Source organism: Brevundimonas subvibrioides ATCC 15264 (assembly GCF_000144605.1).
Classification (GTDB): Bacteria; Pseudomonadota; Alphaproteobacteria; order Caulobacterales; family Caulobacteraceae; genus Brevundimonas; species Brevundimonas subvibrioides.
The window spans coordinates 2,644,524-2,661,526 of the sequence record NC_014375.1 but is presented as its reverse complement, the minus strand read 5'-3'; the positions used below and the strand labels follow the sequence as shown (position 1 = coordinate 2,661,526).

Below are 17,003 nucleotides of genomic sequence, written 5' to 3'. Positions count from 1 at the left end.
CCGGCTCAGACCCCCAGGATCCAGCCTTCCTCGTCCTGGACCAGGGCGATCACGGCGTCGTCGGTGCCCTTCTTGGGACCGAACGCCTTCGACAGGTCGCCACGCTCGTCCATCAGGGCCAGGGCCTCGGCGGTGGTGCGGACCTGGGCCTGGTCCTTGAACTCGCCGGCCGCCACGGTCGTGGGCCACATCGAGGGCCAGACCTCGGCGACGACGACCGACAGGGGTTCGACGTCGGCCGTATCCAGCGCACGCCAGCCGGTGCCGAAGGGCCAGACGGCCGCGGACGCGCCGAGGCTTTCCAGCAGGCGACGCACCATCGGAATCCCGACCAGGGTCTGGCCGCCGACAGCGCCTGCGCCATGCATCTGCCAGTTCGACTTGGGCTGCAGCTTGCCGCCCTTGATGGCCAGTTCGGTCGCCCGGTACTCGGGAATGTCCGCGCCGGAGCCTGCGGGCGGCTTGGTCGTGGTCAGCCAGCGCTGGGCCTGCTTGGCCGGCGCGCCCCAGAAGGGCCAGGCCTCATCCGTCATCAGCCGGTTCATCTTGGCGGCGATCTGGTAGCGGTTGTTGGTGTTGTCGACCTTGTCGACGATGTTCGAGGCGACGAACTTCCACAGCGCGGACCAAGCCGGGGTATCCTTCAGGCCAAGCCGCGCGGCGGTGCCTGCCGGGTAGCCGAACGAGAAGTCGAAGCCCAGCAGCACGCGGTCGCCGCGTTTGGCATGGTCGGCCAGGATCGAGCGGATCATCGCCTCGCCCTCGGCCCGCGTCGCGACGTTGTGGGTCTCGGTATAGAGGCGGAAGCGGACGTCGCGCTTGGCCACGCCGATCCAGACGGAGTTCTCGCCCAGCTTCTTGCCCTCGGCAGCGGTCCAGTCGGCAATGACATAGGCGTCGAACAGGCGGGCCACGGCGGGCTCCTTGGAAAGGCGGAAATCGTTGGAAGGGGGCTTCTACCCTTCCGCTCATCCCGGCGAAAGCCGGGAAGAGCCGGGCGCGACAGATCAGCCCTTCAGCAGCGCTTCCAGATGCGACAGCCAGCGGCGGCCCAGCCGCATGGCCTCGGGCGGCGATCCGGTATGGCCGGGCGACATGGCGTTCCACAGGGCCAGTTCGAACTCGGGATAGCGGGCGTCGGCGAAAAGCAGCCGCAGCGTCACCTGCTCGGCGTCCGGGGCCATGACGTCGAGCGCCTTTCGGGCCTCGCCGCGCCGGACGCGGGCGACGACGTGGCCATCGACGATCAGTTCGCCGCCCTCGACCTCGTCGAAGGCATAGACCAGACCGTGGGCCCCGCGATCCCACAGGACGGCGACCTGGCCGCCGTCGAAGTCCAGGCCCGCGGCGCGGCCCTCGGCGGCCGAGATCGCTTCCGCCTCGGGCAGGGCACCCAGGGATTTCAGCATGGCCCGGCGCAGGCGACGCTCGGGCTCCATCCACCAGTTCAACGTCAGGGCGGCGGTGGTCAGGGCGGCCGCGGCGAGCGCGACCAGCAGGATGACGCGCAGGGCCTCAGCCATCTCGGGCCTCGCCCATCACTCGGCCAGTTCGATCACGACCGGGACGTGGTCCGACGGCTTGTCCATGTCGCGGGCGTCGCGGTGCGTCTCGACGCCGACGAACCGGTCGGCGGCCTGCGGCGACAGCAGGTGGAAGTCGATGCGTATGCCGTGATCCCGCTGCCAGGCCCCCGCCTGATAGTCCCAGAAGGTATAGGTGCCGGGCGGCTGGTTCCCGAGCTCGCCCGCCTCATAGAGGCCCAGCCCCTTCAGCGCGCGGAAGGCGGCGCGGCTCTCCGGCTGGAACAGGGCGTCGGTCACCCAGGCCGAAGGGGTCTTCGCGTCGTCCGGCGTGGGGATGACGTTGTAGTCGCCGCACAGGGTGAAAGCCTCTTCATTGGCCAGCAGGTCACGGGCGTGGGCGTTCAGCCGGCCCATCCAGCGCAGCTTGTAGTCGAACTTGCCTGTGCCGATCGGATTGCCGTTGGGCAGGTAGAGGCCCCCGACTCGGATGGGGCGGGGGGCCTCGATGAGGGCTTCGATGTAGCGGGCCTGGTCGTCCTCGCCCTCGGCGAGCAGGTCCGAACCGGGCAGGCCGCGCCGCACGTCCGAGACCGGATATTTCGAAAGCAGGGCCACGCCGTTGTAGGACTTCTGGCCGTGAACCTCGACGTTGTAGCCCAGGCTTTCGAAGGCCTCGCGCGGGAACTTGTCGTCGACGGTCTTGATCTCCTGGAAGCAGACGACGTCGGGCACGGCCGCTTCGAGCCATTGCAGGACCGTCGGCAGGCGGGCGTTGACGGAGTTCACATTCCAGGTGGCGATACGCATCGCCGGGAGCCTAGGCAGCGTCGCCCCCCCGAGCAAGCGCCCGGGGGGGCGTTTGATTACTGCGCGGCCGAGGCCGGGGCGGCGGCTTCCGGAACCACCGTCAGGCGGCAGCCGCCGCCGATGCGCTGTGCGGTTTCGCAGGGGTAGACCTGCTGCACGGCATAGGCGGTGTCGAAGCGGACGATGAAGCCTTTGCCGTCGGCGCATTTGGCTTCGTAGAAGCTGCCGTTGGCGTTGGCACCCATGTAGCGGGCCTCGGTCGGGTCGCAGGCGGCGGCTTCGGCGTTGCCGGCGAAGCGGCCCTTCAGCGTGGCGACCTGTTCGGCGGTGGTGGAGAAGCGGCACTTGCCGTTCTGACCGACGACCTCAAGGCATTCGGTCTTCTTCCAGCCCGTGGGCAGGCGTTCCAGCCAGTAGCCGTCGGTGCCGTTGCAGCCGATTTCATAGATCAGGTTGCCGGCGCTGGAGCGACCGATCGAGCTGCCCTGATCCGGCGTGCAGGTCACGCCGGCCTCGACGGCATAGGCGCTGACGACGCGCAGGACGTCCAGGTTCACGGGGTTGACGCACTGGGTGCCGACGTCGGCCGCGGGGTCACGGGCGCGCTCGATCTCGGCCTGACCGGCCAGCAGGATGCAGTCGGCGGCGACCGGCGGCGTGGACGAGATGAAGACGAAACCGGGCCCGGTGGCGCAGACCGCCTCGTAGAGTTTTTCCTGGGCGGGGGTCACGCCGCGCAGCTCGGCCGACGTCACCTGGCAGGGCGTGCTGGTGGCGGTCGCCAGGGCCTGGGCCGCGGCCATGTTCTCGGCGGGCGTGGGCGGCGGCGGCGCAGCCCGGTTGCGGGCTTCGCGACGCTGGCGCGCGTTCTGCTCGGTCTCGATGGCCTGACCGTCGACCGGCGACTGGGATTGCGCGCCTGTGGTGTTGCCGGGGATGTTGCTGCCGGTCGACTGCGCGCTGGCGGTCAGGGGCGCGAGCCCGGTGAGCATGATCGCGGCCCCGAAGGCCGCGAGGATGGAGGATTTGAACACGAACTGGCTCCTGGACCGCATTTCCCTGTGGGCAGAGCCTTGGCGGGGTGCCGGGACAAGGTCAAGACCGAGTTGCGGCGCGGGTGCGGCGAACGTCCGGCGCGCTGGACGGACAGGGCCGGCTCTGGCAAGAATGGGCCCGTTGCGATTGGAGACGGACTTGGCCGACGGCGTCATCACGAGCGAAGGCGAGACCGGGACCACCGGGAGCGGCCTGCGGGGCCTGGCCTATCCCCTGGGGACACCGCCCGCGCCGGGCGAGGCGATCGAGGCGGCACCCGGCGTGCTGTGGATGCGTCTGCCCCTGCCGATGGCTTTGAACCATATCAATGTCTATGCGATCGAGGACGGCGACGGCTGGGTCTTGGTCGACACCGGCATCCGCACCCCGGACAGCATCGAGGCCTGGGAAGCGGCCCTGGCCGGGCCGCTGGGCGGCCGGCCGGTCACCCGCGTCATCTGCACCCACATGCATCCCGACCACATCGGGCTGGCGGGCTGGCTGTGCGAGCGTTTCGACGCGCCGCTTCTGATGTCGCAGCTGGAGTACGTCACCGGGCGGATGCTGACCGCGGACATCGGCCCGGCCCCCGAAGACGGCGTCCGCTTCTTCCGGGCCGCAGGCTGGTCCGACGACCAGCTGCAACGCTATCGCGAGACCTACGGCCGGTTCGCCAAGGGGGTCGCGCCCCTGCCGGCCGGGTATCAGCGGCTGGCCGCCGGTGGAACGCTGTCTATCGGCGGGCAGGACTGGTCGATCGTGGTCGGCAATGGCCACAGCCCCGAGCACGTCTGTCTATGGCGTGGGTCGGATGGCGTCTTCATCGCGGGCGATCAGATCCTGCCGCGGATCTCATCCAATATCTCGGTCTGGCCGACGGAGCCGATGGCCGATCCCCTGGCCGACTGGCTGACGTCGCTGGAGCGGCTGGGCGAAGTGCTGCCGGCCGACACGTTCGTCCTGCCCGGTCACGGCGAACCCTTCACCGGCGTCCTGCCCCGTATCGAGGCGCTGAAGCGGGGCCATGCCGTCTCGCTGAAACGGCTGGCCCGGACGCTGCGGACCCCCAGCCGCGCCATCGACGTCTTTCCCGCCCTGTTCGCGCGTCCCGTCGGCGACGGCCTTCTCGGCATGGCGACCGGGGAGGCGATCGCGCACCTGAACCACCTGGAGGCGCAGGCCAAGGCCCGGCGCGAGCGCGATGCCGACGGCGTCGACTGGTGGACCACTCTCGAAACGGAGCCTGCCCAATGAGCGACCTGATCCAGACCGCCTTCGCTGACGGCGTCCTGACCGTCACCCTGAACCGGCCGGAAAAGAAGAACGCCATCACCCAGGCGATGTACGCCTCGCTGGCCGCGGCGACGCAGCGGGCCCGCACCGACGACACCGTGCGCGTGCTTCTGTTCCGGGCCGAGGGCGACAGCTTCTCGGCCGGCAACGACATCGCCGACTTCATCGCCATCGGATCGTCCGGCGGCGGTCAGGTGGTCGATGCGCCGGTCTTCCATTTCCTCAAGGCCCTGGCCGAGCTGGACAAGCCGGCGGTCGCGGCGGTGCGGGGCCGGGCCGTGGGTATCGGGCTGACGCTGCTGCTGCATTGCGACATGGTCGTCGTGGCTGAAGATGCGTTGCTGTCGGTGCCCTTCATCAACCTGGCCCTGGCCCCGGAAGCGGCCTCGTCGCTGCTCCTGCCGATGGTCATCGGTCATCAGCGGGCGTTCGAGATGTTCGCCCTCGGCGAGCCGATCGACGGACGCACGGCCCTCGCCTGGGGCATCGCCAGCCGCGCCGTGCCTGCCGCCGAGGTGGATGCGGTCGCCGCCGGCCTGGCCGCCAAGCTGGCGACGCGGGCTCCCAACTCGATGCGCAAGTCCAAGCAATTGATGCGCGACGCCGGGGCGCTGTGGTCGCTGATGCTGCGCGAAGGCGAGGCGTTCGGGTCCCAGATGTCGAGCCCCGAGGCGATGGAGGCCTTCATGGCCTTCAGCCAGAAGCGCGCGCCCGACTTTTCGAAGGCCGGCTGAACCGCGGCCTGTCACGGGTCCAAGGTTGAACCGGCGGGCCATAGGGCCTAGGTGCCCGCGCCATGTCCGCGTCCCCCGTTCCCGTACCCGTGCTCCGGATCGTTCCGGAAACCCCCGCCGACGCGGCCGAGGTCGACCGGCTGGTGCTCGACGCCTTCGGGCCGGGCCGGTTCGCCAAGACGGCGGAGCGCATCCGCGAGACCGCCCGGCTGGCGGCAGGATATGTTGCGCGCGAGGACGGACGCCTGGTGGGGTCCGTGCGTCTGTGGTCCATCACCATCGGCGGCGTGGATGCCGTCTTTCTGGGACCGATCGCAGTGGCCGCCGAGGCGCGGGACCGGGGTCTGGGCGCGGATCTGGTCGGGGCCTGTCTCGGCCAGGCGCAAGCGCTCGGCGTCGCGGGCGTGCTGCTGGTCGGGGATCTTCCGTACTTCTCGCGGTTCGGGTTCGCGGTCGCTTCCGACGTCAGAATGCCCGGACCGGCCGATCGGCGACGCGTCCTGTGGCTGGGGATCACCTCGGCCGCACCGCAGGGTCTCGCGCTTCCGGCCTGACGCCTTTCGCCGGACGGCGACGCGGCCTAAGTCTTGGGCATGAGCGGATCGGAGACAGCAACGGGCCTTGCGGGCCTGACCCAGGCGGCGAAACAGGCCCCCGGTCGGGGCCTGCCGCCCGTCCACCTGTGGCATCCGGACCATTGCGGCGACATCGACATCGTCATCCGCGCGGACGGCACCTGGATGCACGAGGGATCGCCGATCGGGCGGGCCGAGCTGGTGCGGCTGTTCTCCACCATCCTGAGACTGGACCCGGACGGCTATCATCTGGTCACGCCCGGCGAGAAGCTGAAGATCACGGTCGAGGACCTGCCGTTCCGGGCGGTGACCATGGAGCGGGACGGCGAGGATCTGGTCTTCACCACCGATGTCGGCGACGTCGTGCGGGCCGGGCCGGACCATCCCGTGACGGTCGAGACCGATCCCGTGACCGGCGAGCCAGCACCCCGCGTGCTGGTCCGGCGCGGGCTGGAGGCGCGGATCGCGCGGACCGTCTTCTACGATCTGGTCGAGGCGGCCGAGGTTCGCGATGGGCAGTTGATGGTGTCGTCGGGCGGTGCCTGGTTTGCGCTCGGGCCGCCAGGCGCGGGCGTGGCATGAGGCGCGCCGTATGAGTCTGACCTCCCTCAAAGCGCGGCTGATCGAGGGCCTTGCGCCGGCGGACCAGTGGCGGGCCGATGGAGCAGCCACCCGCTCGGACTTCGACCTGAATCCGGGGGCGTCGCGCTGGGTCGAAGGGCCGCTGAAGCCGGCGGCCGTCCTGATCCCCGTGCTGGTCACCCGCGACGGCCCTTCCGTGATCCTGACGCGCCGTGCCGACAGCCTGGCCCGGCACACGGGCCAGATCGCCTTTCCCGGTGGTCGGCTCGATGCGGGCGAGACGGCCGTGGAGGCCGCTCTGCGCGAGGCGCGCGAGGAGGTCGATCTCGACCCTGGGCTGGTCCAGGTGCTGGGCCTGTCGGACCCCTATGAGACCGGCACCGGCTATCTGGTCACGCCCGTCGTCGGCTGGATCGAGGCCGAGCCCGCCCTGGTGGCCTCTCCGGACGAGGTGGCCGAGATCTTCCGGACGCCGTGGGACTTCCTGATGGACCCGTCCAACCACAGCCGCGACCATCTGGAGGCCCCCGACGGCGCGCGGCGCTGGTACTGGTCGATGACCTGGCAGGAGCGCTACATCTGGGGGGCCACGGCCGGCATCATCCGGGGCCTGCGCCACCGTCTGTATGGCGAGGAAGACGACCTGCCGGCGGCCGTGGCCGAGGACGCGGCGTGACGACCCGGCTGGAGAGGCACGACTGGCTGACGTCGTCGGCCACCATCGCCGTCATGGACGCGCTGGAAGCCGCCGGCGGTCCGGACTGCGCCCGCTTCGTCGGCGGCTGCATTCGCAACGCCCTGGTCGGACGCCCGGTCGACGACATCGACATCGCCACGCGGCTGAAGCCCGAGGACGCCATGGCCGCCCTGAAGGCCGCGGGGCTGAAAGTGGTGCCGACCGGCCTGGCGCACGGCACCGTCACGGCGGTGTCGGAGCGTCGGCCCTATGAGATCACCACCCTGCGCCGGGACGTCGAGACCGACGGGCGCCGCGCCGTGGTCGCCTTCACCGACGACTGGGCCGAGGACGCGGCGCGCCGGGACTTCCGCCTGAACGCCCTCTACGCCGACCGGACCGGCGCGATCTTCGATCCGACGGGGCAGGGGGTCGAGGATGCCCTGGCCGGCCGGGTCGTGTTCGTCGGCGACCCGGACCGCCGGATCGAGGAAGACTATCTGCGCATCCTGCGCTTCTTCCGTTTCTTCGCCTGGTACGGCCGGGCCGCGCCGGATGCCGAGGGCCTGGCGGCCTGCGCGGCCCATGCGGACGGGCTGGCGCGGCTGTCGGCCGAGCGGGTGTCCAAGGAGCTGCTGAAACTTCTGGCCGCGCCCGATCCGCGCGCGGCGGTGGCGGCGATGCGGACGGCCGGGGTGCTGGAGCGACTGGTGCCCACGGTGCCGTCAGCCCGCGCCTTCGAGGCCATGGTCGCCCTCAGCGACGACCCCGTGCTGCGGCTGTCGGCCCTGCTGCCGGATGACGCCGTCGTCGTGACGGCGGCCGCGCAGGCCCTGCGCCTTCCCCGCGTCATGGAAGCACGTCTGGGGGCCGCGGCCGCAAGTCCACTCGATCCGGCGACGCCCGTCGCGACGCTGCGGGCCCTGACCTATCGCCTCGGGCGACAGGCCGTGCTGGACCGGCTGATTCGGGGGCTGGCCGAGGCGGACGGGCAGGGCGACCGCTCTGTCCTGACGACCGTGGCGGACTGGCCCGTGCCCCGGATGCCCGTCGGCGGTCGCGACCTGGCGAAGCTGGGCGTCGAGCCGGGGCCGGATACGGGCCGGATCCTCAAGGCCTTCGAGGACGAGTGGGTCGCGGCGGATTTCCCCGCGACCGGCCATGTGGAACGGCTCAGCCGGCTGGTGGCGGCGCGGCGCGGGTGAAGCGGGTGATCACCGGCCGGTGATCCGATCCGTTGCCGCGACCGAGGCGGCGGTCCAGCAGGGCCAGGTCCGGCGAGCGATAGACCTGGTCGATCGTCATGGCGGCGGGCGAGGGCATCGCGCTGTGCCAGGTGCCCGGCCAGCCGGGAGCGGGGATCAGGCCCGTCTCGGCCTGGATCTGGCGGCCGATGCGGGCGCTGGACACGCTGTTGAAATCGCCGGCGAAGATCATCGGACCGCTGTAGGCCTTGCGCCAGTTGGCCAGTCCGCGAGCCTGGATGATCTGGCCCCACTGGTACTGATAGGGCCACGGCCGGGTCAGGTGGACGCCCACGAGCGTGACGGGCCCCAGCGGGGTTTCGGCCACAAGGCCGTGGGCGTCGAGCTCCTCGGCATGCACCTGAACGGTGCGCAGTGGCCAGCGCGAGGCGAAAACATAGCGCGACGGCCCCTTCTTGCCGGGGTTGCGGTTTCCGGTCACCCGATAGGGGTAGGCCCCCACGATCCGGTCCATCTGTCCGGCGGGCGTGTCGCCGACCTCGACCAGGACGACGATGTCGGCACCGGCCGCCTCGATCGACCGGGCCATGCCTCCGACGTCGGTGTTCCCGACCCAGACATTGGCCGAATACAGGCTGAACTCCGGTGCCCCGACCGCCGCCGTTCCGGTCGGGGGAAACCACTGTGGCCAGCCGGCGACGGCCAGCACCAGCAGGGTCAGGCCCGTCGCCGCCGCGGCGACCCAGAGACGGAATCCAACCACCGCGATCGCGATCAGTCCGACGGTGAACAGGGCCGGCCCGACGAACTGGGCCAGGATATCGACCCAGCGATGCCCGACCCCGCTCAACGCCGCGGCCCCGATCGCCAGCGGGGGTCCCAGCAGGACCAGGGCTGCGCCGGTCAGGATCAGTCGGGCGCGGGACACGGGCGGCCTTTCGCGAAGACGCTTGCGTTCCGGGCTGAACGCGGCTCGATGTGGTGCGTTGACCACTCGCTTTTGGGAGGGCGGAATGGCGAAACGGTCGATCGGGGATATCGAGAAGATCTGGTCCAATGTCGAGGGCGTCAAGAAGCTGTCTGACCGCGCGGTCGGCTTCGGGCCTTTCGGCGTGGGTCTCGACGGCCTGCTGACCTGGATTCCCGTCGTGGGCACGGTCTACAGCGTCGGCACCAGCGGCTGGCTGCTGCTGCAGGCCACCCGGGCCAAGGCCTCGCCCGGAGCCCTGCTGCGCATGGCCGCCTATCTGGGGGCCGACAGCACCGCCACGGCGGTCGGCGAGGTCATTCCGTTCGGCCCGGACGTGATCGACTTCTTTTTCCGCGGCCACCTCCTGGCGGCCAATGCGCTGCAGAAGGACATCGAGACCACCCACTGGGTCGAGGCCAACGAGCGCGAGGCCAGGGCGTCGGGCGAGCACGACCGCCACGTCGCGGCCATGCGGGCCGATCCGAAGAAGCGGCGGATCGTCTATCTGCACGATTAGGCCGGCCGCCGCGCTTGACGCCCGCGCCCGGAGCGGCCCTAGTCCATCAAGTTGTGGTTTTCGGACGGTTTCATGGGTGCGATGCTGACGCGGGACGAGCTGGCCCTGGCGCTTGGTCGGGCGGGGGAGGGCGATCGCAGCGCCTTCAAAATCGTCTATGAGGCGACCTCCGCGAAGCTATTGGGCGTGTGCCTCCGTATATTGGCTGACCGCCAATTGGCCGAGGACGTCTTGCAGGACACCTATCTGACAGTCTGGAGGAAGGCCTCGACCTTCGACGCGACGCGCGCCAGCCCGATCACCTGGCTGGTGACCATCGCGCGCAACCGCTCGATCGATCGCCTGCGCTCGGCCTCGCCGATGCGCCGCTCGGTGCCGGTCGAGGATGCCCACGATCTGGCGGACGCGGCACCCCTTGCGTCGGACGTGATCGAGACCACCGACGACGTCGGCCGGCTGAACGTCTGCCTGGAGACCCTGGAGGACAAGGTCCGCACGGCGATCCGCACGGCCTTCCTCGAAGGCGTCACCTATGATGCCCTGGCCAGCAAGGAAAACGTGCCGCTGGGCACGATGAAGAGCTGGATCCGCCGGGGGCTGTTGAGGCTGAGGAGCTGCCTCGAGACATGACCGACACACCGATCGAACCCGCTGACGAGGATCGCGCCCTGGCCGGGGAACTGGCGCTGCGCGTCCTGCCGGCGGACGAGGAACGGGCCGCCCGGGCCCGCGAACAGTCCGATCCCGCCTTCGCCCGCGAGGTCGAGGCCTGGAACGAGCATCTGGCCGCCTTTGCCGCCGGGATCGCACCGGTGGCACCGTCGCCGGGCGTCTGGCCGCGCGTCGAGTCCGCCATCGGATCGGGCGCGTCTGGATTGGCCGCCAACGACAACGGCCGTGTCGCCTTCTGGCGCACCTGGGCCGTGGCCTCCACCGCCCTGCTGGCCGCCAGCGTCGCCGGCGTGGCCATCCTGCTGGCCCGGCCCGAGCCCGCTCCGATCGTGCAGTCCGCGCCCGAAGGCGGCGTGACGCGGGTCGCGACTGTGTCCCTGACCGAGGGCGGCGCGCCCGTCGTGGCCCTGGCCTATGACACCGCCACCGGCAAGATGTTCATCGCGCCGACGACGGCGCTCAGCCGCGAGACCGGAGTGCCCCACCTGTGGCTGGTCAAGCCCGAGGGCGGGGTTCAGCTGATCGGTGCCATTGACGGCTCCGCGACCAGCCGCCGCACCCTGACGGCCCTGCTGGCCGACCAGGCCGGTCAGGCCAGCGCCGTGGCGATCTCGCTGGAGGCCCCGGGTCATACCCCGGCGCCCGACACCCCGGATGGACCCGTCGTCGCCACCGGCGAATTGCTTCCGCTCTGACGCATCCATTCCCGCGGTCGCTTCGTAGCTCAATCTGACCGGATCGTTTCGGCGACGCCTTGTGCGACGTCGAGGGTCCTGACAGCCGCGATCCGGTCAGCGGGGAGGCCTCCCAGCCCTTCCATTGGTCTCCCCGCATCCCGCTGCCATGTGTCCGCGACGCCGTGCCGAGTTGTCCGCGTTGGCCTCGAAAAACCCATTACGATCAAAGGGCGTACCGTTTAGCGAGCGTCTGAACGCGCCCGGGTTCGAGGCTGAACGACACTGATCTCCGTCCTTCAACGGAGATTTCGATGCCTTCCAGCCAGAGTGCCCGCCTGAGCCTGCCCTATGTGGCAGCGGGCCAGCTTCAGAAACATGTGACCGTCAACGAGGCCCTGACCCGGCTGGATGGTCTGATCCAGGCGGCCGTCGTCAGCCGGACGGTCGCGGTCCAGCCGGCCGATGCCGACGACGGCGCGCTCTACATCCTGCCGCCGTCGCCCGGCGGTGCCGTCTGGTCGACCTGGAGTGCGGGTGACCTGGTCCGCGCTGAGTTCGGGGGCTGGACCCGCGTCCCTGTCCCGTCGGGCATGATCGCCATGGTGTTGGACGAGGGCGAGCTGGTCGTTCGCGACAGCACGGGCTGGTCGGCACCGACGATTGCCGGCGGTGCGGTCCAGAGCCTGACCCGGCTCGGAGTGAACGCCACGGCCGACGCCGGAAACCCCCTGACGGCGCGTCTGAACAGCGCTCTGCTGACGGCGCGTCCGCTGGCGGAGGGCGGGACCGGAGCCCTCAGGCTGGTCATGAACAAGGACGCGGCCACGGACGTCATGTCGGTGCTGTTCCAGACGGCCTACGCAGGCCGGGCCGAGCTGGGCCTGATCGGCGACGATGACCTGAGCCTGAAGGTCAGCGCGGACGGTTCCAGCTGGCGTGAGGCCTTCAGGGTCGATCCGGACGAGGGACGCGTGACGTTCGCGGCCGGCGCGCTGCGGACCGAGTCTGTGCTGCTCGACAGCACGACGACCTATGTCCCGCCCGCCTGGGCCCGGATGCTGACGATCACGGCCGTCGGCGGCGGGGGAGGCGGCGGGGCGGGCGCCTTCGCCGCTTCGGGCGAACGACCCGGCGGCGGGGGTGGCGGAAGCGGAGGTGTGAGCACGGCCCGCTGGAGCACGGCGGACCTGCCGTCCAGCCTGACCGTCGTCGTCGGCGCCGGCGGGGCTTCGGGTGTTCCGGGTCAGGCCAGCACGGTGTCGGGGGCCGGAGACATCCTTCTGGCCGCTCGGGGCGGGAGTGCCGGCGGAAGCGGTCCCTCGGGCGGCGCGGGCGGTCAGCCCGGCGTCGGGCTGATCCCGGCGAACGCGGGCGGGGCGTCCGTCCCCGGCGGTCCGGCCCCGGCGGGGTCCAGCCTGTCCGGTCCGGCAGCCCCGGGCGGCGGGGGCGCGGGGGGCGGTCTCGCGGCGACCGGAACCCTCCAGACGGCAGGCGCGGGCGGCGACGGTGCGCCCCTGATCAGACCCGCCCCTGGCGGAGCCGCAGGAAGCGGCATGGGCGCGGTCGGCGGAGATGCCGCGACGCCCCGTCTGGTCCTGGCCGGGGGCGGGGGTGCGGGCGGTGCGGCGTCGACGTCCGCAGGCGGTTTCGCCGGTGGGGACGGTGGTGGCTTCGGGGGTGGCGGCGGAGGCGGTGGTGCCGGGATCACGGCCGCGGGCCTTGGCGGCACGGGCGGGGCCGGCGCCGTTCTGATCCTCGCCGAGGGATGAGCGCCATGGCCCGCCCCGCCGAAACCCTCGATCCCGATGAGCATCCGTTGCTCGACGCCGACATCTGGGACCAGCCGCGCCGCCTGACGCGCCGCGAGGGGACCCTGTCCGCCGGGTCCGACTGGATCTGGATCCAACCGCATTTCGTGGAGGACGACCGCGATGACTGAACCCACATCTTCGCCCCTGGCCGAAGGCCGGTGGCTCTGGCGCAGGCTCTATGCCTTCCTGGCCAGCTGTGCGCTGCTTTGGCTGCTCGCCAATGCGATCGACCGGATCGAGCCGGAGGATCTCCCCCCGATTGCGTCGGGGCTGATGGGCCTGCTGGCTCTGACCGTCATCCTCTATCTCGTCGCCCCCACCGCCCAGCAACTGATGGTTCTGGTGGCCGATCTGCGCAGCCACCGGGTCCGCGGAGGCGCGCGATGAGCCGCCGGCTGTCGAGCCGGTCACGCGACCATCTGAAGGGGGTCCACCCCGCGCTCGCCGGCGTCATCGAGGCGGCGATCCTGACCAGCCCGGTCGATTTCATGGTGACGGAGGGATTGCGCAGTCCCGCCCGTCAGGCCGCCCTGGTCAAGGCCGGGGCCAGCCGCACCCTGAACTCGCGCCACCTCACCGGCCACGCGGTCGATCTCGCGGCGCTCGTCGACGGCAGGATCCGATGGGACTGGCCGCTGTATCCCCGGATCGCCGCCCACATCAAGGCGACCGCGGCGGCCAGGGGCGTGGCCTTGGTCTGGGGTGGCGACTGGCCCCGGCTCCGGGACGGGCCGCACTTCGAGCTGGATCGCAGGGTGCACCCATGAGGGCCCTGACCCTGCCGGCGGTGATCAGGACGTTGACGCCGCTGGGCTGGATCGCCGGGATCGTCGTCGTGCTCGCCGCGACCGGCCTGGTGCTGGGCGGGCTCGGTTTCCGCTGGGATCCTTTCGACCTGGCCCGCCGCCGGCTCGAGGCGGCCGAGCTGTCGATGGCCAGGGCCGAGGCCGAAGCGGCGGCGCGCTCGGCCGAGGCGCAAGCCCAGGCCGATCAGGTCACCCGACTCGATGCGGCCCTTCACACCCTGCGGTCCTTGGACCGCGCCACCACCCTTTCCATTCAGGAGGCCCGAACCGCCGATGACGCCGACCTTCCCCTGGCGACCGACCGCGCTGATCGCCTGCGCGACCATGACCGCGAGCTGTGCCGGATCGCTCCCGACCTCGCCGGTTGCGCCGCCGCGCCTGACCCTGCCGGCGCTGGCGAGCCGACCGTGCGACGTCTACCGGCTGCCCGCTGACCCCACCCTGTCCGATCTGGAGACCGGCTACATGACGCGGGGGCGCCAGATCGCCGACTGCGACCTGGCCCGGCAAATGGCGGTCGACACCCTGGTGGCCGAGCGGGAGGCGATCCAGCCGGGGAGACGTCCGGTTCGACCGCTTTTCCGCGGGTTCTGACGAAAATCTGGCAGGTGGCAGGTCTGGCACCCGCTTTTTTTGGCACCCTGCCAGTTCGCCTCGGGCCACCTGACCCGGCAGGAACTGCCGACCGCCGGGCATTTTCTGCCGATAGCGGTCGTATCGGGCACATTCTGCCGGGTGAGGGGCGTGGTTAAGGCAAAGTACCGTAGGGAAATCAGCATATTGGCCGTGCGTCGAAATCGTGACGCGTGGCCCGGCGATTGCTTCTGTCGACGTGAGCAAAATGCTCCCGACGGTCAAAATGACGGTCGGACACCTTGAAACAAGGACTTTCGTCATGGCGCTGAACAGCGTGAACACGAACTCGGGCGCCCTCGTCGCCCTGCAAAATCTTCAGTCCACGAATTCGGAGCTGGCCACTGTCCAGAGCCGCATCAACACGGGCAAGAAGGTCAACTCCGCAAAAGACAACGGCGCTGTCTGGGCTATCGCCCAAGGCCAACGCTCGGAAGTCAACGCCCTGGGCGCCGTCAAGGACAGCCTGGCGCGCGGCTCTTCGGCCGTGGACGTCAGCATCGCGGCGGGTGAATCGGTTTCCGATCTGCTCCTGCAGCTGAAGGAAAAGGCCCTGTCGGCCACCGACAAGTCTCTGACGACGGCGGCTCGCACCGCCCTGAACGAAGACTTCAAGGCGATCCGCGACCAGATCACCACGGTGGTCACCAACGCCAAGTTCAACGGCGTGAACCTGCTGGACAACTCGACCGGCACCGGCGGCTACAAGGCCCTGTCCAACACGGCGGGTTCGACCATCAAGGTGGCGGGTGAAAACCTGTCGCTGGGCGGCACCAACGTGACCGTGGCCACCACGACCACCATCGGCACCTCGACCCTGGCCACCACGGCTCTGGGTCTGGTCAATGCCTCGATCGACAAGGTTTCCGCTTCCCTGGCTCGCCTGGGTACCGGTGCCAAGGCGCTCGACACCCACTCGACGTTCGTCGGCAAGCTGTCGGACGCGCTCGAGAACGGCATTGGCAACCTGGTCGATGCGGATCTGGCGAAGGAAAGCGCTCGACTGCAGTCGCTGCAAACCAAGCAACAGCTGGGTGTGCAGGCTCTGTCGATCGCCAACCAGTCGTCCTCGATCCTGCTCGGCCTGTTCCGATAAGCAAACGACGGAAGGGCGGGGCATCGTGCCCCGCCCGACCGCTTTTCCAGGAGCCGCCGGCCTTCACCGGCGTGAGGAGCCATGGATAGAAATGTCAGTAACCGGGTAGTCGTCCCCATCGCCGTCGCCGCCTCGTCGCCCGCGACGCCGGGCGGAGATTTTCAGCAGGGACGCGCTGCGGAAGAGGCCGTCCGAGCCGCGCAATACCGGCTGGTCATCGAGGAAGGCCCCACCAGGGGCACCTTCGTCTACAAGACCCTCGACAGCGAGACCGGGAAGGTCGTTCGCCAGTTCCCGCGCGAAGAGGTCCTGAAGATGTCGGAGAGCGGGGGCTATTCCGCCGGGGGCCTGATCGACACCAGCGCCTGATTCCCCGGCGTTCCAAAAGGACTTCCAGACCGCGCGGGCAGGCCCGACGCGGTTAATCGGCGTGGTGAATCGCCGTTAACCATACGCTCACTGTTCTCGCTCTAGCCTCGCGGCCAACATCCCGGGGCAAGAAGACCTATGAGCAACAGCGTTCACACCAATGCCGCAGCCGCCGTCGCGCTGCAGAACCTGTCCCGCACCAACGACAATCTGACCGGCGTCCAGAACCGCGTCTCCACGGGCCTGAAGGTCCAGGGGGCCAAGGACAATGCCGCGATCTGGGCCATCGCCCAGGGCCAGCGGGCCGATATCGGCGCACTCTCGGCGGTGAAGCAGAGCCTCGACCGCGCCACCTCGATCGCCGACGTCGCCCTGTCCGCCGGCGAATCGGTCTCGGATCTGCTGAACCAGCTCAAGGAAAAGGTCGTCGCCGCCAAGGACGTCTCGCTGGGCACCCAGTCGCGCGCCCTGCTGAATTCCGACTTCAAGGCCCTGCTTCGCGCCATCAAGTCGGCGGTCGAGAACGCCTCGTTCGACGGCGGCAACATCCTGAACGGCTCGCTGACCAACGGCCTCAAGTTCCTCGCCAACGCCGACGCCACGTCCTTCGTGACCCTGTCGGGCAAGAACCTGACCCTGTCCGGCTCCATCATCTCGCTGGGCCTGGCGGACAGCCTGTTGACGGTCACGGGGGCCACGACGGCCCTGACCAAGCTCGACAACTCCATCACAGCGCTGAACTCGGCGCTGGGCGATATCGGTGCCCAGGCCAAACAAATCTCGGCCCACAGCACGTTCGTCACCAAGCTCAGCGATACGCTGGAAAGCGGGATCGGCAATCTGGTCGACGCCGATCTGGCCAAGGAAAGCGCGCGGCTTCAGGCCTTGCAGGTTCAGCAGCAGCTTGGTGCCCAGGCTCTGTCGATCGCCAACCAGGCGCCGCAGATCATCCTGTCACTCTTCCAGTAGGCCTCAGCCGAAACGGCGCACAGAGTGGCCGATGATCACGGGGGCAGGGC

At 69.9% G+C, this 17,003-nt stretch carries 22 protein-coding genes; 17 read left to right on the top strand and 5 right to left on the bottom strand.

The genetic code is table 11. The features are described 5' to 3' along the window. Positions 1-5 precede the first annotated feature (5 nt). From BRESU_RS13220 to BRESU_RS13205, 4 genes are all read right to left on the bottom strand, one after another. Positions 6-914 (bottom strand): hypothetical protein, encoded by a 909-nt coding sequence (locus tag BRESU_RS13220; RefSeq protein ID WP_013270065.1) that lies wholly within the window; start codon positions 912-914, stop codon positions 6-8. A 93-nt stretch (positions 915-1,007) separates the two neighbouring features. Beyond that, positions 1,008-1,523, bottom strand: coding sequence for a hypothetical protein (locus tag BRESU_RS13215; protein WP_013270064.1), 516 nt, complete (start codon positions 1,521-1,523; stop codon positions 1,008-1,010). 15 nt (positions 1,524-1,538) lie between these two features. Then, a complete protein-coding gene (gene xth, locus BRESU_RS13210; protein WP_013270063.1) occupies positions 1,539-2,333 on the bottom strand; it encodes an exodeoxyribonuclease III in 795 nt (264 codons plus the stop codon). Positions 2,334-2,389: 56 nt separating this feature from the next. After that, the gene (locus BRESU_RS13205; RefSeq protein WP_013270062.1) at positions 2,390-3,367 is read right to left on the bottom strand and encodes a hypothetical protein; all 978 of its coding nucleotides are present in this window, start codon (positions 3,365-3,367) and stop codon (positions 2,390-2,392) included. A gap of 160 nt (positions 3,368-3,527) precedes the next feature. Between BRESU_RS13205 and BRESU_RS13200 the strand changes: the two genes are divergently transcribed. From BRESU_RS13200 to BRESU_RS13175, 6 genes are all read left to right on the top strand, one after another. Beyond that, entirely contained in the window at positions 3,528-4,622 is a 1,095-nt protein-coding gene (locus tag BRESU_RS13200; protein WP_013270061.1) for an MBL fold metallo-hydrolase, read from the top strand. Continuing rightward, positions 4,619-5,395 (top strand): enoyl-CoA hydratase, encoded by a 777-nt coding sequence (locus tag BRESU_RS13195; protein WP_013270060.1) that lies wholly within the window; start codon positions 4,619-4,621, stop codon positions 5,393-5,395. The genes BRESU_RS13200 and BRESU_RS13195 overlap by 4 nt, the downstream gene beginning before the upstream one ends. Before the next feature lie 62 nt (positions 5,396-5,457). Beyond that, positions 5,458-5,949 carry a GNAT family N-acetyltransferase gene (locus tag BRESU_RS13190; RefSeq protein ID WP_013270059.1) on the top strand — a complete coding sequence of 164 codons (492 nt, stop codon included), beginning with the start codon at positions 5,458-5,460 and terminating at the stop codon, positions 5,947-5,949. Between the two features lie 39 nt (positions 5,950-5,988). Then, positions 5,989-6,552 carry a DUF1285 domain-containing protein gene (locus BRESU_RS13185; RefSeq protein WP_013270058.1) on the top strand — a complete coding sequence of 188 codons (564 nt, stop codon included), beginning with the start codon at positions 5,989-5,991 and terminating at the stop codon, positions 6,550-6,552. 10 nt (positions 6,553-6,562) lie between these two features. After that, positions 6,563-7,228 (top strand): CoA pyrophosphatase, encoded by a 666-nt coding sequence (locus BRESU_RS13180; protein ID WP_013270057.1) that lies wholly within the window; start codon positions 6,563-6,565, stop codon positions 7,226-7,228. After that, positions 7,225-8,433, top strand: coding sequence for a CCA tRNA nucleotidyltransferase (locus tag BRESU_RS13175; protein WP_013270056.1), 1,209 nt, complete (start codon positions 7,225-7,227; stop codon positions 8,431-8,433). The genes BRESU_RS13180 and BRESU_RS13175 overlap by 4 nt, the downstream gene beginning before the upstream one ends. Here BRESU_RS13175 and BRESU_RS13170 read toward each other — a convergent pair. Then, the gene (locus tag BRESU_RS13170) at positions 8,402-9,361 is read right to left on the bottom strand and encodes an endonuclease/exonuclease/phosphatase family protein (RefSeq protein WP_013270055.1); all 960 of its coding nucleotides are present in this window, start codon (positions 9,359-9,361) and stop codon (positions 8,402-8,404) included. The genes BRESU_RS13175 and BRESU_RS13170 overlap by 32 nt on opposite strands. A gap of 85 nt (positions 9,362-9,446) precedes the next feature. Between BRESU_RS13170 and BRESU_RS13165 the strand changes: the two genes are divergently transcribed. The 11 genes from BRESU_RS13165 (at position 9,447) to BRESU_RS13120 (ending at position 16,953) form a co-directional block, all read left to right on the top strand. Then, positions 9,447-9,920 carry a DUF4112 domain-containing protein gene (locus BRESU_RS13165; protein WP_013270054.1) on the top strand — a complete coding sequence of 158 codons (474 nt, stop codon included), beginning with the start codon at positions 9,447-9,449 and terminating at the stop codon, positions 9,918-9,920. A gap of 72 nt (positions 9,921-9,992) precedes the next feature. Beyond that, complete coding sequence (locus tag BRESU_RS13160; RefSeq protein ID WP_013270053.1) at positions 9,993-10,550, top strand: sigma-70 family RNA polymerase sigma factor; 558 nt, start codon at positions 9,993-9,995, stop codon at positions 10,548-10,550. Beyond that, the gene (locus BRESU_RS16965; protein WP_013270052.1) at positions 10,547-11,287 is read left to right on the top strand and encodes an anti-sigma factor; all 741 of its coding nucleotides are present in this window, start codon (positions 10,547-10,549) and stop codon (positions 11,285-11,287) included. Before BRESU_RS13160 ends, BRESU_RS16965 begins: the two co-directional genes overlap by 4 nt. A gap of 293 nt (positions 11,288-11,580) precedes the next feature. After that, positions 11,581-13,038, top strand: coding sequence for a DUF2793 domain-containing protein (locus BRESU_RS13150; RefSeq protein WP_013270051.1), 1,458 nt, complete (start codon positions 11,581-11,583; stop codon positions 13,036-13,038). 5 nt (positions 13,039-13,043) lie between these two features. Continuing rightward, a complete protein-coding gene (locus tag BRESU_RS17435) occupies positions 13,044-13,208 on the top strand; it encodes a hypothetical protein (protein WP_013270050.1) in 165 nt (54 codons plus the stop codon). Continuing rightward, positions 13,201-13,467: a hypothetical protein gene (locus BRESU_RS13145; protein WP_013270049.1), complete on the top strand. Its 267-nt coding sequence runs from the start codon at positions 13,201-13,203 to the stop codon at positions 13,465-13,467. The genes BRESU_RS17435 and BRESU_RS13145 overlap by 8 nt, the downstream gene beginning before the upstream one ends. After that, positions 13,464-13,847: a M15 family metallopeptidase gene (locus BRESU_RS13140; RefSeq protein WP_013270048.1), complete on the top strand. Its 384-nt coding sequence runs from the start codon at positions 13,464-13,466 to the stop codon at positions 13,845-13,847. The genes BRESU_RS13145 and BRESU_RS13140 overlap by 4 nt, the downstream gene beginning before the upstream one ends. Then, the gene (locus BRESU_RS13135; protein ID WP_013270047.1) at positions 13,844-14,320 is read left to right on the top strand and encodes a hypothetical protein; all 477 of its coding nucleotides are present in this window, start codon (positions 13,844-13,846) and stop codon (positions 14,318-14,320) included. Before BRESU_RS13140 ends, BRESU_RS13135 begins: the two co-directional genes overlap by 4 nt. A gap of 461 nt (positions 14,321-14,781) precedes the next feature. After that, positions 14,782-15,615, top strand: a complete 834-nt coding sequence (locus tag BRESU_RS13130; RefSeq protein WP_013270046.1) for a flagellin — start codon at positions 14,782-14,784, stop codon at positions 15,613-15,615. Positions 15,616-15,696: 81 nt separating this feature from the next. Further along, complete coding sequence (locus BRESU_RS13125) at positions 15,697-15,984, top strand: flagellar protein FlaG (RefSeq protein WP_013270045.1); 288 nt, start codon at positions 15,697-15,699, stop codon at positions 15,982-15,984. A 138-nt stretch (positions 15,985-16,122) separates the two neighbouring features. Further along, positions 16,123-16,953: a flagellin gene (locus BRESU_RS13120; RefSeq protein ID WP_013270044.1), complete on the top strand. Its 831-nt coding sequence runs from the start codon at positions 16,123-16,125 to the stop codon at positions 16,951-16,953. Positions 16,954-17,003 lie beyond the last annotated feature (50 nt).